This window comes from Yersinia sp. 2542 StPb PI, from assembly GCF_048593855.1.
Classification (GTDB): domain Bacteria; phylum Pseudomonadota; class Gammaproteobacteria; order Enterobacterales; family Enterobacteriaceae; genus Yersinia; species Yersinia enterocolitica_E.
The window spans coordinates 16758-31596 of record NZ_JAZGQA010000006.1; the positions used below are offsets into that span (position 1 = coordinate 16758).

Consider the following 14839-nt stretch of genomic DNA (forward strand, 5'->3'; position numbering starts at 1 on the left):
ACTGCGCTTTAGCATCTTGATATTGGGCAGTGCTCGCCCTCCTCACGTACTGCGTGTACGCTCCGGGGGCTGTGCGCTGGCCGCAATCTGCCTGCGCCCGCTACGCCTCGAATTTTAAACAGCAAAAAGTGAATAAATTGAGATGACCCAGCCAGTAACTACCCCTGATATCAACGCCTTAGCTCTGCAACGTTTGTTGGATATTATGCGTACCTTACGTGACCCGGAACACGGCTGCCCGTGGGATCGTAAACAGACGTTTGACACCATCGCTCCCTATACATTAGAAGAAACCTATGAGGTGCTTGACGCGATTGCGCGCAAGGATTTTGACGATTTACGTGATGAGTTGGGCGATTTGCTGTTTCAGGTGGTGTTTTATGCCCAAATGGGGCAGGAACAGGGGCTGTTTGCGTTTGATGATGTTTGTCATGCCATCAGCGACAAACTGGAGCGTCGTCACCCTCATGTATTCCCTAATGCTGCGCTAAACGCCACTGACGTAGCGATTGGCAGTGAAGCGGCGCTGGCGGGTTGGGAATCGCGTAAAGCCGAGGAAAGAGCGGAGAAAGCCCTGTATTCGGCACTGGATGATATTCCCGATGCACTACCAGCATTGATGAAAGCCCATAAAATCCAAAAGCGCTGCGCAGCGGTTGGTTTTGATTGGGACACACTTGGTCCGGTTTTGGACAAAGTCTATGAAGAGATCGATGAAGTGATGTTCGAAGCTCGCCAGGCGGTGGTGGATGAAGAAAAACTGGGGGAAGAAATTGGCGATTTGCTGTTTGCTACGGTTAACTTATCTCGTCATTTAGGCCATAAAGCTGAAAATGCCTTACAGGCAGCTAACCGCAAGTTTGAACGTCGTTTTCGTCAGGTAGAACAAATAGTTACGGCATCAGGGAAGAGCATGGAGCGCGCGACGCTGGAAGAAATGGAAGCCGCCTGGCAGCAAGTTAAAAAGCAAGAAACTGAAATTTAAGGTGTTTTAATTCATTCGGCGGATGGTTGTTGGATTTTAATTACGTTAATATATTGAATTATAACGGATAGCAAGACGATGTTCCGTGCGGTTTTGGTCGCGAAAATGGCCACTGGCGCGGAGATAGTTTGTAGCGAAACCAAGGTTCGAGTATACTACTTTCCCGTCTTGGTTCTTCCATCGTCTTTAAACCTAAACTCTCAGGTTCAGCATGACAACTAATTATATTTTTGTGACCGGCGGGGTCGTATCCTCTCTGGGTAAAGGCATTGCCGCAGCCTCTCTGGCGGCTATACTTGAAGCCCGTGGCCTCAACGTTACCATCATGAAACTGGACCCGTACATCAACGTGGATCCGGGCACCATGAGCCCGACTCAACACGGGGAAGTTTTCGTCACCGAAGATGGTGCTGAAACCGATCTGGATTTAGGGCATTACGAGCGTTTCATTCGCACCAAAATGACCCGTCGTAACAACTTCACCACTGGCCGTATCTATTCTGAAGTTCTGCGTAAAGAACGCCGTGGCGACTATCTGGGTGCGACTATCCAGGTTATCCCTCATATTACCAATGCTATCAAAGAGCGCATCATCGAAGGCGGCGAAGGCCACGATGTGGTTTTGGTTGAAATTGGTGGCACCGTGGGCGATATCGAATCCTTGCCATTCCTGGAAGCTATTCGCCAGATGGCAGTTGATGTTGGCCGCGAGCACACGCTTTATATGCATCTGACGTTGGTTCCTTACCTGGCGGCTGCCGGTGAAGTGAAAACTAAGCCAACGCAACATTCGGTAAAAGAGCTGCTTTCCATTGGTATTCAGCCAGATGTGCTAATTTGCCGTTCTGATCGCGCAGTTCCTGCTAATGAACGGGCCAAAATTGCCTTGTTTTGTAATGTGCCAGAAAAAGCGGTTATCTCCCTAAAAGATGTTGATTCCATTTATAAAATCCCAGGGCTATTGAAATCACAGGGCCTTGACGATTATATTTGTAAACGATTCAGCTTAACTTGTCCTGAAGCAAATCTTGCTGAATGGGAACAGGTATTATACGAAGAGTCGAATCCAGGTGGCGAAGTGACCATCGGGATGATCGGTAAATACGTAGAATTGCCGGATGCTTATAAATCTGTGATTGAAGCGCTCAAACACGGTGGGCTGAAAAATCGCCTGACGGTGAACATCAAGCTGATTGATTCGCAAGATGTTGAGACACGCGGCGAAGAGATGCTGAAAGGACTGGATGCTATTCTGATCCCAGGTGGCTTTGGTTACCGTGGTGTGGAAGGCAAGGTTCTGGCAGCGCGTTATGCCCGTGAACACAATATTCCTTATCTGGGTATTTGCCTGGGTATGCAAGTTGCACTGATGGAGTTTGCCCGCAACGTAGCGGGGATGGAAAACGCAAACTCCACCGAATTTGTGCCAGACTGTAAGTATCCGGTGGTTGCATTAATCACCGAATGGCGTGATGAAGACGGCAACGTTGAAGTACGCACGGAAGAGAGCGATTTGGGCGGTACCATGCGGGTGGGTGGGCAACAATGTCACCTGACCGAAGGTAGCCTGGTACGTCAGATGTATGGCGAACCTACCATCGTTGAGCGCCATCGTCATCGCTATGAAGTAAACAACATGTTGTTGAAGCAGATTGAAGCCGCCGGGTTACGTGTAGCAGGGCGTTCTGCGGATAACAAACTGGTGGAAATTATTGAGTTACCAAACCACCCGTGGTTTGTAGCTTGTCAGTTCCATCCAGAATTTACTTCGACGCCACGTGATGGTCACCCGTTGTTCGCCGGCTTTGTTAAAGCGGCTGGTGATTATCAGAAGCGCCAGGTGAAATAAAATATTTGGTAGAAGGGGCGGCAGCGATGTCGCCCCCTCTGTCTGGAGTTTTAGTTTAACTTGTACTGAGGAAAATCTAATGTCCAAAATTGTTAAAGTCATCGGTCGCGAAATCATCGACTCCCGTGGTAACCCAACTGTAGAAGCTGAAGTTCATCTGGAAGGCGGTTTTGTTGGTTTGGCTGCGGCACCATCAGGTGCTTCTACCGGTTCCCGTGAAGCACTGGAACTGCGTGACGGTGACAAATCCCGTTTCCTGGGCAAAGGCGTTCTGAAAGCCGTTGCAGCAGTAAATGGCCCAATTGCTCAGGCAGTTATGGGTAAAGATGCTAAAGACCAGGCTAACATCGATAAGATCATGATCGATCTGGATGGTACTGAGAACAAATCCCAGTTTGGTGCTAACGCCATCCTGGCTGTTTCTCTGGCAGCAGCGAAAGCAGCAGCAGCGTCTAAAGGCATGCCTTTGTACGAGCACATTGCTGAACTGAACGGCACCCCAGGCAAATTCTCTATGCCACTGCCTATGATGAACATCATCAACGGCGGCGAACATGCTGATAACAACGTTGATATTCAAGAGTTTATGATTCAGCCAGTAGGCGCGAAAACTCTGAAAGAAGCGGTTCGCATCGGTTCAGAAGTGTTCCATACTTTGGCTAAAGTTCTGAAGTCTAAAGGCATGAGCACTGCGGTAGGCGACGAAGGCGGTTATGCACCAAATCTGGGTTCTAACGCCGAAGCACTGGCTGTTATCGCTGAAGCGGTAAAACAAGCAGGCTACGTGTTGGGCAAAGATGTTACTCTGGCTATGGACTGTGCGGCATCTGAGTTCTACAAAGATGGCAAATATGTTCTGGCTGGCGAAGGCAACAAAGCGTTCACTTCTGAAGAGTTCACTCACTTCCTGGAAGACCTGACCAAACAGTACCCAATCGTCTCCATCGAAGATGGCTTGGACGAATCTGACTGGGCTGGCTTCAAATACCAGACCGAAGTTTTGGGTGACAAAATCCAGCTGGTTGGTGACGACCTGTTTGTAACCAACACCAAGATCCTGAAAGAAGGTATCGAGAAAGGTGTTGCTAACTCTATCTTGATCAAATTCAACCAGATCGGTTCTCTGACCGAAACTCTGGCTGCTATCAAGATGGCGAAAGATGCAGGTTACACCGCGGTTATCTCTCACCGTTCAGGCGAAACCGAAGATGCTACCATTGCCGACCTGGCAGTAGGTACCGCAGCAGGCCAAATCAAAACTGGTTCAATGAGCCGTTCTGACCGTGTTGCTAAATACAACCAGCTTATTCGGATTGAGGAAGCGCTGGGCGACCGCGCACCATTCAACGGTCTGAAAGAAGTGAAAGGCCAGTAATTACTGCGCTTTACCTTCAGTAAAACAGTTTGTTGATAAAGCCCGCCTTAATAGGCGGGTTTTTTTATGGGATATGGCGGGGCAAGCTTCGGTAATATGCGGGTCGTGAGCTGTCATTGTTACAAATTAGCCTGTTATTACCACTTACTTACCTCTGCGGGATTAATCTGAATCTCACCCACCCCACACATCGGCTTCACATCTCTTACACCGCTGCCGTGCAGATAATTCATCACCCGTTATCATTAATGTGTACCCGAATGATTCGACAATAATGCATAAAGGAAGATAACGGATGAAACTGAAATACTTAATGTTGCCAGCGATGCTTTTTACCAGCAGTGTGCTGGCTGCGGGCGTTACTGTGACCATGAACGAAGCACTCCCTGAAGGTAATGGTAAAGCTCTGGGCACGGTGACAGTGACTGAAACACCTTATGGTTTACTGTTCACGCCTAATTTGACCGGGCTGGTGGCGGGAATTCATGGATTCCATCTGCATGAATTCCCAAGTTGTGCACCAGGGCAGAAAGACGGCAAACCCGTGCCAGCCCTTGCCGCTGGCGGCCATTTGGACCCACAAAAAACGGCCGTACACCTTGGCCCTTATAATGACAAAGGGCATCTGGGGGATTTGCCGGGGCTGGTAGTGAATGCTGATGGCAGTGCGACTTATCAGGTATTGGCTCCGCGGCTGAAATCACTCTCTGAACTGAAGCAGCATGCCTTGATGATTCATGCCGGTGGTGACAACTATGCCGATCATCCAATGCCGTTAGGCGGTGGCGGTGCGCGCATGGCTTGTGGTGTGATTGAGTAATACTCTGATACAGACAAACTGGCAGCATAAGCGTTGCCAGTTTGGTCACAGTCAGAGAATCTGCGATAATCGCCGATTGGCTTGAATGAATATAGAGAAACTGATGCTGTACCCGATTAATGAGATGTTCCAAACCTTGCAAGGCGAGGGTTACTTCACCGGTGTACCGGCGATCTTTGTGCGTTTGCAGGGCTGCCCGGTAGGTTGTAGCTGGTGCGATACCAAACACACTTGGGAAAAGGAAGCCGATCGGGAAGTTGATATGCAGCGTATTATGGTGAAAACTGCCGAAAGTGATGCCTGGGGGGAAGCCTGCGCACAACAGCTACTGGAAATTTTCTCTCAGCAGGGATATACCGCTCGCCATGTTGTTATCACTGGCGGAGAACCCGCTATTTACGACTTATTCCCCTTAACCTCATTGTTGGAGCAGGCCGGTTATAGCTGTCAGATTGAAACCAGCGGCACGCATGATGTGCGGTGTTCAGCGACGACCTGGGTGACGGTTTCGCCAAAAGTAAATATGCGCGGTGGCCTGAAAGTATTGCCTCAGGCATTGCAACGCGCCGATGAAATCAAACATCCGGTTGGCCGCATGCGTGATATCGAGGCATTAGAGGCACTGCTTGCCACGCTGGATGACGACAAAAAGCGGATTATTGCGTTACAACCCATCAGCCAGAAAGACGACGCTACTAAGCTCTGTATCGAAACTTGTATTGCCAAGAATTGGCGGTTGTCGATGCAGACGCATAAGTATTTAAATATCGCTTAATCCCCTTCGTCCTTGCCGCCGCAGCGGTGTTGCGGCGCTCATTCACCCAAATCACTTACTCATGTAAGCTCATTGGGATTCATTCACTTGCTGTCTTGCTGCAACATCAATGACTTTGGGATCCCCTTCGTCCTTGCCGCCGCAGCGGTGTTGCGGCGCTCATTACTCGGCCCATCCATGGGCCTCGCCTCTGTGAGGCCGCTGCAAGCAGCGTTCAAATCTGCTCCCGACAGATTTGTCACCCAAATCACTTACTCATGTAAGCTCATTGGGATTATGAGCCTTATAAGAGGCTCACCCTGCGGGCCAGCGCAAGCGCTGCAACATCAATGACTTTGGGTATCGATTTGTTAGTCGCGATTTATTATCCGCGATAAACGCAGCCCGCAGAACAGGTCTCTTTCACCATTACTGCGCTCAGTTCTGGTAACTGCGGTTTAAGCTGTTGCCAAATCCAACTGGCCAGTACTTCACTGGTCGGGTTTTCCAAACCGGGAATATCATTCAGATAGTAGTGATCCAGTCGTTCCCAAATAGGTTTAAATGCCGCTTTCAGATCAGCAAAATCCATCACCCAGCCGGAGTGAGCATCGACTTCACCGGTAACCTCGATACGGACCATAAATGAATGACCGTGCAAACGGCCACACTTATGACCTTCCGCAACATGGGGCAGCCGGTGAGCGGCTTCAAATTGAAAATCTTTAAATAGGGTGGTGCTCATAGTCCTGACCTTATTGACTCAAAAAACCGCCGCATAGTACCGGAAAGCACCTCTGCTGGCTATGAAAGCGCACAACGGGGAGCGCTTCCTGGCCCCTGGCAAACCGGCCTTTTACCCGTAGCTTACTGATTTATATGTAGACGTGGCAAATTAATAGCTTGATATGGGTTAGTGAAAATTTTCTTAATAAGTTGAACACTTTAACTCATATCCATTACCTGAAAAACCGCTTAGTCGTTTTGGTTATTTATTATTTCTATCGCTTCTTTAATTGTTATTATCGGGATGGTTAACCTTACAAACATTAAGAAATATGTGCTGAAAATAGATCGACTGACACTGGCTAAAGCTTAAGGGAATGCGTACTGCAATGACGACTCAGGTTCCTCCTACTTCTTTACTTCCGCTATCGCCGGAGCAGTTAGCCCGCTTACAGGCGGCGGTTGGTGAGTTTTCCCCAACCCAAATGGCATGGTTGTCCGGTTATTTCTGGGGCATGGTTAATCAACAGCCAGGTGTGGCTGCAACCCCAGCGGCAGTGGCTCCGCCAGCGCTGACGATTACCCTTATCTCTGCCTCTCAGACCGGTAATGCACGCCGCTTGGCGGAACAGCTACGTGATGACCTTCTGGCGGCTAAACTTAATGTCAATTTGGTCAATGCGGGTGATTATAAGTTTAAGCAAATTGCACAAGAACGCCTATTAATTGTCGTTGCCTCCACTCAGGGCGAAGGTGAACCCGCGGAAGAAGCGGTTGCATTGCACAAATACTTATTCTCTAAAAAAGCGCCTAAGTTGCCGGAAACCGCCTTTGCTGTGTTTGGATTAGGGGACACCTCTTACGAGCACTTTTGCCAGGCAGGTAAAGATTTCGACAGCAAATTGGCGGAACTTGGTGCTCAGCGCTTATTGGATCGTGTCGATGCGGATGTGGAATATCAGGAATCGGCACAGCAGTGGCGTCAGCAGATCGTTGCAGTGTTACAGGCTCGGGTGCCGGCACAATCGGCAACTGCGGCGGCGGTAACTCAAAGTGGTGTCGTGGATGAAATCACATCCAGCCCATACAGCAAAACGGCACCACTGACCGCGCAATTATCGGTACAGCAGAAAGTGACAGGCCGTAACTCCGAAAAAGATGTCCGCCACATTGAAATAGATTTAGCCGATTCAGGTCTGCGTTACCAACCCGGTGATGCACTGGGGGTCTGGTTTGATAATGACCCGGCCCTGGTAGACGAGCTGCTCGCTCTGTTGTGGCTTAAAGGTGACGAACAGGTCAGTGTCGACGGGCAGAATCTGCCACTGGCACAGGCATTGCGCAGCCATTTTGAACTGACACAAAATACGACGCTGATCGTTGATAAGTATGCGGTACTTTCCCGTGATGAGAAGCTGATTGCGCTGCTGGCAGATAAACCGGCGCTGCAACAATATGCCAAAAATACCCCGATCGTTGATATGGTTAGACAGGCCCCGTCTGATCTCAATGCTGATCAGTTGATTGCGCTGTTACGGCCACTGACGCCGCGCTTGTACTCCATTGCTTCCTCACAGGCTGAGACTGAAAACGAAGTACATATCACTGTGGGTGTGGTGCGCTATGACATTGATGGGCGGCCACGTACCGGAGGGGCGTCAGGGTATTTGGCTGATCGGTTGGAAGTGGAGGGTGATATTCGAGTCTTTATCGAACATAACGATAACTTCCGCCTGCCTGCTAACCCGGAAACGCCAGTTATCATGATTGGTCCCGGTACCGGTATTGCACCTTTCCGCGCCTTTATGCAACAGCGTGAGGCCGATGGTGCGAGTGGCAAGAATTGGTTGTTCTTTGGCAACCCTCATTTCACCGAGGATTTCCTCTATCAGGTTGAATGGCAGCGCTATGTTAAAGACGGCTTGCTGACCCGCATTGATCTGGCTTGGTCGCGCGATCAGGCCCATAAAATATACGTACAAGACAAACTGCGCGCACAGGGCGCAGAACTGTGGAACTGGATACAACAAGGTGCCCACATTTACGTCTGTGGCGATGCTAACCGCATGGCCAAAGACGTTGAGCAGGTTTTACTGGACGTGGTGGCTCTGCACGGTGCAATGGATACCGAGCAGGCTGATGAATATTTAAGTGAGCTGCGCCTGGCGCGCCGTTATCAGCGGGATGTGTACTGATGAATGAAAAACACCCAGGGCCATTAGTCGTTACTGGAAAACTGTCTGATGGCGAACGTATGAAGTCGGAAAGCAATTTCCTGCGTGGGACCATTGCCAAAGACTTGAATGACGGTCTAACGGGTGGTTTCAATGGCGACAACTTCCTGTTAATCCGCTTCCACGGTATGTACCAGCAGGATGACCGTGATATCCGCGCCGAACGCGCCGAGCAGAAGCTGGAACCACGTCATGCCATGATGCTACGTTGCCGCTTGCCAGGGGGGATTATTACCCCACAGCAATGGTTGGGAATTGATAAGTTTGCGGCGGATAACACCTTATACGGCAGCATCCGTATCACCAATCGCCAGACATTCCAGTTCCATGGCATTCTGAAAGGTAATGTTAAACCGGCCCATCAGTTGCTTAATCAATTGGGGCTGGATGCGTTGGCGACGGCAAACGATGTAAACCGTAATGTACTGTGTACGTCGAACCCGGTGGAATCGGTGCTACATCAGGAAGCCTACGAATGGGCGAAAAAGATTTCTGAGCATTTGCTGCCGCGTACTCGCGCTTATGCCGAAATTTGGTTGGATGCGGAAAAAGTGGCGACCACCGATGAGGAGCCGATTCTCGGCGCGACCTATTTACCGCGTAAATTTAAAACTACAGTTGTTATTCCTCCGCAAAATGATGTGGATCTACACGCCAACGATCTCAACTTTGTGGCTGTCGCCGATAAAGGCAAACTGATTGGCTTTAACGTGTTGGTAGGCGGTGGGCTATCTATTGCTCATGGTGATAAGAATACCTATCCCCGTAAAGCAAGTGAATTTGGCTACATTCCGCTACAACACACGCTGGCTATCGCTGAAGCGGTTGTTACCACTCAACGTGATTGGGGCAATCGTACCGATCGCAAAAATGCTAAAACCAAATATACTCTGGAGCGAGTAGGGATAGAAACCTTCAAAGCGGAAGTTGAAAAGCGCGCAGGCGTCAGTTTCGGCGCTATTAAGCCTTATCAATTTACTGGTCGTGGCGATCGTATTGGCTGGGTGAAAGGCATTGATAAAAAATGGCATTTAACCCTGTTTATCGAAAATGGCCGTTTGCTAGATTATCCTGGCCGTAGCCTGAAAACCGGTGTGGCAGAAATTGCTAAAATCCATCAGGGTGATTTCCGCTTAACTGCGAATCAGAACCTGATTGTGGCAGGGGTGCCGGAAAAAGATAAAGCCCGTATTGAGGCGCTGGCCCGTGAGCATGGCTTGATGGATGACAGTGTCAGCCCGCAGCGTGAGAACTCCATGGCGTGTGTTTCATTCCCAACCTGCCCATTGGCTATGGCCGAAGCTGAACGCTTCCTGCCAGAGTTTGTTACCCGTATTGAAGGTATTTTGCAGCAACACGGTTTGCCCAATGAACATATTGTGATGCGAGTTACCGGCTGCCCGAACGGCTGTGGCCGGGCTTTACTGGCAGAAGTAGGGCTGGTGGGTAAAGCCGTTGGTCGTTATAACCTGCATCTGGGTGGCAACCGGGAAGGCACTCGGATACCGCGGATGTATCGTGAAAACATCACCGAAGATGAAATTCTGGCAATTACCGATCAGTTGGTTGGGCGCTGGGCAAAAGAGCGCCATGCTGATGAAGGTTTCGGTGACTTTGTGATTCGCGTTGGTGTGATTGCTCCAGTGATTGATTCAGCCCGTGATTTTTATGACGTACAGGAGGCGGTGTGAGCCAATTTAACTTGAGTGAACTTAATGCCCTGCCGAAAGCAGAACAAGCGGCGGCACTGGTACTGGTTAACGGTCAACTTGAGCATTTAACCGCGCAAGAGCGGGTGAGCTGGGCATTGGAAAATCTACCGGGCGAGTTTGTACTTTCTTCCAGCTTTGGTATTCAGGCCGCCGTTTGTTTGCATCTTGTTACGCGGCAACGTTCTGATATTCCAGTAATTCTTACTGATACCGGTTACCTATTCCCAGAAACTTATCAGTTTATTGATGACTTGACTGAGAAGCTTCAACTTAACTTACAGGTATTTCGTGCCCCTCATAGCCCGGCTTGGCAGGAAGCCCGTTACGGTAAATTGTGGCAGCAAGGAGTTGAAGGTATTGAACGTTACAATGACCTGAACAAAGTGGAACCCATGAATCGGGCGTTGGAAACGCTGGGGGCTCAAACGTGGTTTGCTGGTCTTCGCCGTGAACAATCAGGCAGCCGGGCACAGCTACCGGTGTTAGCCATTCAGCGCGGCGTTTTCAAATTACTACCGATTATCGATTGGGATAATCGGCAGATTTATCAATATCTGACCCAAAATGGCCTGAGCTATCACCCTCTTTGGGAACAGGGTTACTTATCGGTCGGGGATACTCACACTACCCGTAAATGGGAACCGGGAATGAGCGAAGAGGAAACTCGCTTCTTTGGGTTGAAACGCGAATGCGGCCTGCATGAAGGTTGAAGCTAATATCAACGCTATTTATAGCCCTGTGAGTGTTACAGCTCAGTGAATGAAGAGTGGACCATCCCCGATGGGCGTTCCGGCGACTGATGCGTAACGCCTACACCCAACCGCACGTTCTCCCTTTATTTGAATTTGTCTGTGGTCTGAGGGCGCTGCCTGTGCCCTCATTTTCATTATCTATTAGCTGATGATTCTCTCACGTGCCAATTCAGCCAGAAATTGGCTACGGTTCTTATAACCCCGGTGTGTGGCGATAAACTTATCAATGGCGGTCAGCAGATTTTGCGACATGGTCAGATTGAATTTGACCGCCTTACTTTCATATTTGGCCGGATCAATCTCAACAAACCCCAAAATCCCCGCTTCTTCTTTTAACCGGGGATCCCCAATGTAACGCTGTGGATCTTTCGGGGGCGTGGGTAATGGAAAACCTTCATCCATCAGTGCTTCAATATGAACAGCAAAGGCTTCTTCGGCATTTTTACTGATATCGGCAAAGGTATTGCCAGCAAAGAAACAACCGTCAAGATCGGGAAAATATCCATCGAATCCTTCAGTAGTACTGAAAATAAAAATAGGGTAGATCATGGTTAACTCCCTAAGCGTTTATACCCGTCATCATTCAAACCCTATGTGTGGAGGCGGTTCCCAGTGGGTGACTTCACACCTTCCTGCAATCGCTTTATTAATTCGCCACTCTCCATGTGATCTCCTGGTGAGTTGCTGGTGGGCATTATACCCACTAGCGAGATTGAGTCAATTAATTATGGGTGCTATACCCACCAGGAGTTATACGTGAAAAGCACGAAAAAGGGCGATCATAATGATCACCCTGACATTGAATTTGTTGGTTTTTATCTGTATTTTGCGCGAAGTTACGCAAAGCCAATATTATTTTTTATCAGCAGCGAGCGCTTGTATCAGGGGCAACAATATTTTCACACTATCGTGTGAACGTTTACTGATACGACCCGGTAAGTACTTATCCAGATAATTTAAGTTATCTAGCTGGCTTTGATGACGGGTTATACCTTGAGGAAAGTGGCTACTGATGGCCCGTTGCTGACAACCCTCTTTGTTACCCAGGCTGTAGTTGCTTGCTTCGACAGATAACACCGGTAATCCGGCGTTATAGAAGATATTTTTATCCGCCCTACAGGGGGAGCTAATCTGGTTTTTAACTGTGGCGGCAGTAATGCCATACCGACGTGCCAACGCAAGTGCCTGATCCCTTGCAGCAATGGCTGTGGGCTGGTTACTGGCATTAAAATAGAGCCGGTCACCGGTTATCAGACTATCTAAGTTGATCACCAGCAGTGTGTTGGCTTTCTCCGTTTTACTCATTCGTTGCAGATAGTTCTCGGCACCTTGTGCACCTATCTCCTCGGCGCTGAGTGCCACAAAACGCAAATCATAGCGCAATGGTGTGTCTTTCAGATGTTCAGCCAGTTCCAGCATAACGCCGACCCCTGCCGCATTGTCATCGACCCCTTGTAGCGTCAGCCCACCCAGATTCTTATCTAAATCTTTATCACTTTGCGGTGTATAGGTATCAAAGTGCGCCATGATAATTATCTGTTTCTGGTCATCCGCTTTGCCAGTCGCCTGCTTTTTATCGAGAGTTGTTATGTTGCGAGCGGCAATCACCGAGGTGGCAGTCAGTGTGTGCCAGCTTGGTTTACCGTTTTTACTGGTATACAGATAGCGGGTATTAAAACCCCGTAGGTTGCTTTGATAACCCATTTGCTGAAAACGGTGGTTGATATACTCAGCAGCCAGTAATTCTGCCGGGCTACCCGCCATACGGCCGGGAAAGTAGGTGCTGATATGGCGGATTTGTTGTTCAGCGATTCGACCAACGGCCTGAGTCGTAGCGGCATGCAACGGTAAGACGGTACTGAAACACAGGGTGAATAGTGCCCACTTTAGGCGACGGCGGGAAAACATACCGAAATATCCTTGTTATAGTCTGGGCCATGCCTCGCAGCATGGACAATACAGCTCTTTCCGGTGCTTAGTATGAAACTGTCTACACCAATAGACAATTTGTATACTTCCTAAAGTGTAGAAATTTTATGTCAGTAAGTAAGAAAATCGCCCTGAGTGCGAATTGGCTAACTTAGCTGCAAGCCATGCTGTTACGCCTATATATCATTATGGAACTTGTAATTACTTTTCGTCATTTCATAAGGCCATGCCCCCCCCCTATAGTCACCCTACGCTTTATCATGTAATTGAAGGACGTTGTGGACTATCTACCTCTATTTGCCGACTTGAAACAGCGCCCAGTATTGGTTGTTGGCGGCGGCGAAGTCGCTGCGCGAAAAATTGATTTACTCCACCGCGCGGGTGCACAGGTGAGGGTAGTGGCACAGGCTCTTTCATCTGAACTGGAACAACAGCATCAGGATGGCCGCATTAACTGGCTTGCAAAGGTTTTCTTGCCGGAACAGTTGGATGATGTTTTTTTGGTGATTGCCGCCACCAACGATACCGTGCTGAATGCCGCTGTTTTTACCGCTGCGGATCAGCGACATCTTTTGGCTAACGTGGTTGATGACCAACCCCGCTGCTCGTTTATCTTCCCGTCGATTGTCGATCGCTCCCCTCTGGTGGTGGCTATCTCCTCTGCCGGTCAAGCTCCGGTGCTGGCGCGTTTACTGCGTGAGAAGTTAGAGGCTCTGCTACCTGCCAGTCTGAGTGATATGGCAGCCGTTGCCGGGCGCTGGCGTGGTCGGGTTAAACAGCATATCGCCTCGATGGGAGAGCGCCGTCGCTTTTGGGAAAATGCGTTTAGTGGCCGCTTTGCGAGTCTGATTAGCCGTGGTCAGTTAGCACAAGCCGAAGAGGAATTACAACGGGAGCTGGAGGGGCAGCGCAGCACTCAGGGTGAGGTTGCTTTGGTGGGGGCGGGGCCTGGTTGTCCAGGTTTGCTGACATTACGTGGCCTGCAAGTGATTCAGCAGGCTGATGTGGTGTTATATGACCATTTAGTCAGCCCGGAAGTGTTGGATCTGGTACGGCGTGACGCTGAACGTATCTGTGTCGGCAAACGGGCGGGAGCGCACTCGGTAGCACAGGAAGAAACCAATCAATTACTTGTCTCGCTGGCGCAGCAGGGGAAACGGGTAGTGCGGCTGAAAGGCGGTGATCCGTTTATCTTTGGCCGTGGTGGTGAAGAGCTGCAAATGGTGGCGCGTGCGGGCATCGCGTTTCAGGTGGTGCCGGGAGTGACGGCGGCAAGTGGGGCGACAGCCTATGCGGGTATCCCTCTGACGCATCGTGACTATGCTCAGAGCGTGACCTTTATTACCGGGCATTGCCGCGCCGATGGCGATGATTTGGATTGGCCGGCACTGGCTCGAGGCCGCCAAACTTTGGCGATTTATATGGGAACAGTGAAAGCCGCCGAGATTAGCCGTCAGCTCATAGCCCATGGTCGGGCAAGCACCACTCCTGTAGCGGTAATTGGCCGGGGAACCCGTGCTGACCAACAAGTTTTGACGGGCACACTGGCCCAACTGGAATCATTAGCACATCAGGCGCCGACCCCAGCACTGCTGGTTATCGGTGAAGTGGTGGATTTACATCACCAAATCGCCTGGTTTGGGCAACAACCACAGACTGAACAGGCTATCAGCCCGTCAGTCGTGAATTTGGCATAAAGGATC

12 protein-coding genes are annotated in these 14839 nt (G+C 49.7%); 9 read left to right on the plus strand and 3 right to left on the minus strand.

Translation table 11 applies throughout. The annotated features are described in order from the left end of the window. Positions 1–142 precede the first annotated feature (142 nt). The 5 genes from mazG (at position 143) to queE (ending at position 5804) form a co-directional block, all read left to right on the plus strand. Positions 143–985 carry a nucleoside triphosphate pyrophosphohydrolase gene (gene mazG / locus V1952_RS01870; protein ID WP_420074250.1) on the plus strand — a complete coding sequence of 281 codons (843 nt, stop codon included), beginning with the start codon at positions 143–145 and terminating at the stop codon, positions 983–985. Between the two features lie 211 nt (positions 986–1196). Further along, positions 1197–2834 (plus strand): glutamine hydrolyzing CTP synthase, encoded by a 1638-nt coding sequence (gene pyrG / locus V1952_RS01875; protein WP_004701112.1) that lies wholly within the window; start codon positions 1197–1199, stop codon positions 2832–2834. A gap of 79 nt (positions 2835–2913) precedes the next feature. Next, the gene (gene eno, locus V1952_RS01880) at positions 2914–4209 is read left to right on the plus strand and encodes a phosphopyruvate hydratase (RefSeq protein WP_050086475.1); all 1296 of its coding nucleotides are present in this window, start codon (positions 2914–2916) and stop codon (positions 4207–4209) included. Positions 4210–4504: 295 nt separating this feature from the next. After that, positions 4505–5029: a superoxide dismutase [Cu-Zn] SodC gene (gene sodC, locus V1952_RS01885; protein ID WP_372558052.1), complete on the plus strand. Its 525-nt coding sequence runs from the start codon at positions 4505–4507 to the stop codon at positions 5027–5029. A 103-nt stretch (positions 5030–5132) separates the two neighbouring features. Further along, positions 5133–5804, plus strand: coding sequence for a 7-carboxy-7-deazaguanine synthase QueE (gene queE, locus V1952_RS01890; protein WP_372558053.1), 672 nt, complete (start codon positions 5133–5135; stop codon positions 5802–5804). Between the two features lie 364 nt (positions 5805–6168). Here the strand turns inward: queE and queD are convergent, their stop codons facing one another. Next, positions 6169–6528 (minus strand): 6-carboxytetrahydropterin synthase QueD, encoded by a 360-nt coding sequence (gene queD / locus V1952_RS01895; RefSeq protein ID WP_372558054.1) that lies wholly within the window; start codon positions 6526–6528, stop codon positions 6169–6171. 370 nt (positions 6529–6898) lie between these two features. Here queD and cysJ point away from each other — a divergent pair, with 370 nt between their 5' ends. The 3 genes from cysJ to V1952_RS01910 are packed head-to-tail and all read left to right on the plus strand — an operon-like array spanning position 6899 to position 11165. After that, positions 6899–8704 (plus strand): NADPH-dependent assimilatory sulfite reductase flavoprotein subunit, encoded by a 1806-nt coding sequence (cysJ, locus tag V1952_RS01900; RefSeq protein ID WP_420074254.1) that lies wholly within the window; start codon positions 6899–6901, stop codon positions 8702–8704. Beyond that, the gene (gene cysI / locus V1952_RS01905) at positions 8704–10434 is read left to right on the plus strand and encodes an assimilatory sulfite reductase (NADPH) hemoprotein subunit (RefSeq protein ID WP_420074251.1); all 1731 of its coding nucleotides are present in this window, start codon (positions 8704–8706) and stop codon (positions 10432–10434) included. Before cysJ ends, cysI begins: the two co-directional genes overlap by 1 nt. Next, positions 10431–11165, plus strand: a complete 735-nt coding sequence (locus tag V1952_RS01910) for a phosphoadenylyl-sulfate reductase (RefSeq protein WP_372558056.1) — start codon at positions 10431–10433, stop codon at positions 11163–11165. The genes cysI and V1952_RS01910 overlap by 4 nt, the downstream gene beginning before the upstream one ends. Positions 11166–11348: 183 nt before the next feature. On the opposite strand, the gene V1952_RS01915 is transcribed toward V1952_RS01910, so the two are convergent. Both V1952_RS01915 and V1952_RS01920 read right to left on the minus strand, forming a co-directional pair. Further along, positions 11349–11756 carry a type II toxin-antitoxin system HicB family antitoxin gene (locus V1952_RS01915; RefSeq protein ID WP_372558057.1) on the minus strand — a complete coding sequence of 136 codons (408 nt, stop codon included), beginning with the start codon at positions 11754–11756 and terminating at the stop codon, positions 11349–11351. A 303-nt stretch (positions 11757–12059) separates the two neighbouring features. Beyond that, positions 12060–13115 carry an aminopeptidase gene (locus V1952_RS01920; protein WP_372558058.1) on the minus strand — a complete coding sequence of 352 codons (1056 nt, stop codon included), beginning with the start codon at positions 13113–13115 and terminating at the stop codon, positions 12060–12062. Between the two features lie 299 nt (positions 13116–13414). Here V1952_RS01920 and cysG point away from each other — a divergent pair, with 299 nt between their 5' ends. Beyond that, positions 13415–14833, plus strand: a complete 1419-nt coding sequence (gene cysG, locus V1952_RS01925; protein ID WP_372558059.1) for a siroheme synthase CysG — start codon at positions 13415–13417, stop codon at positions 14831–14833. The last annotated feature ends 6 nt before the right edge of the window (positions 14834–14839 follow it).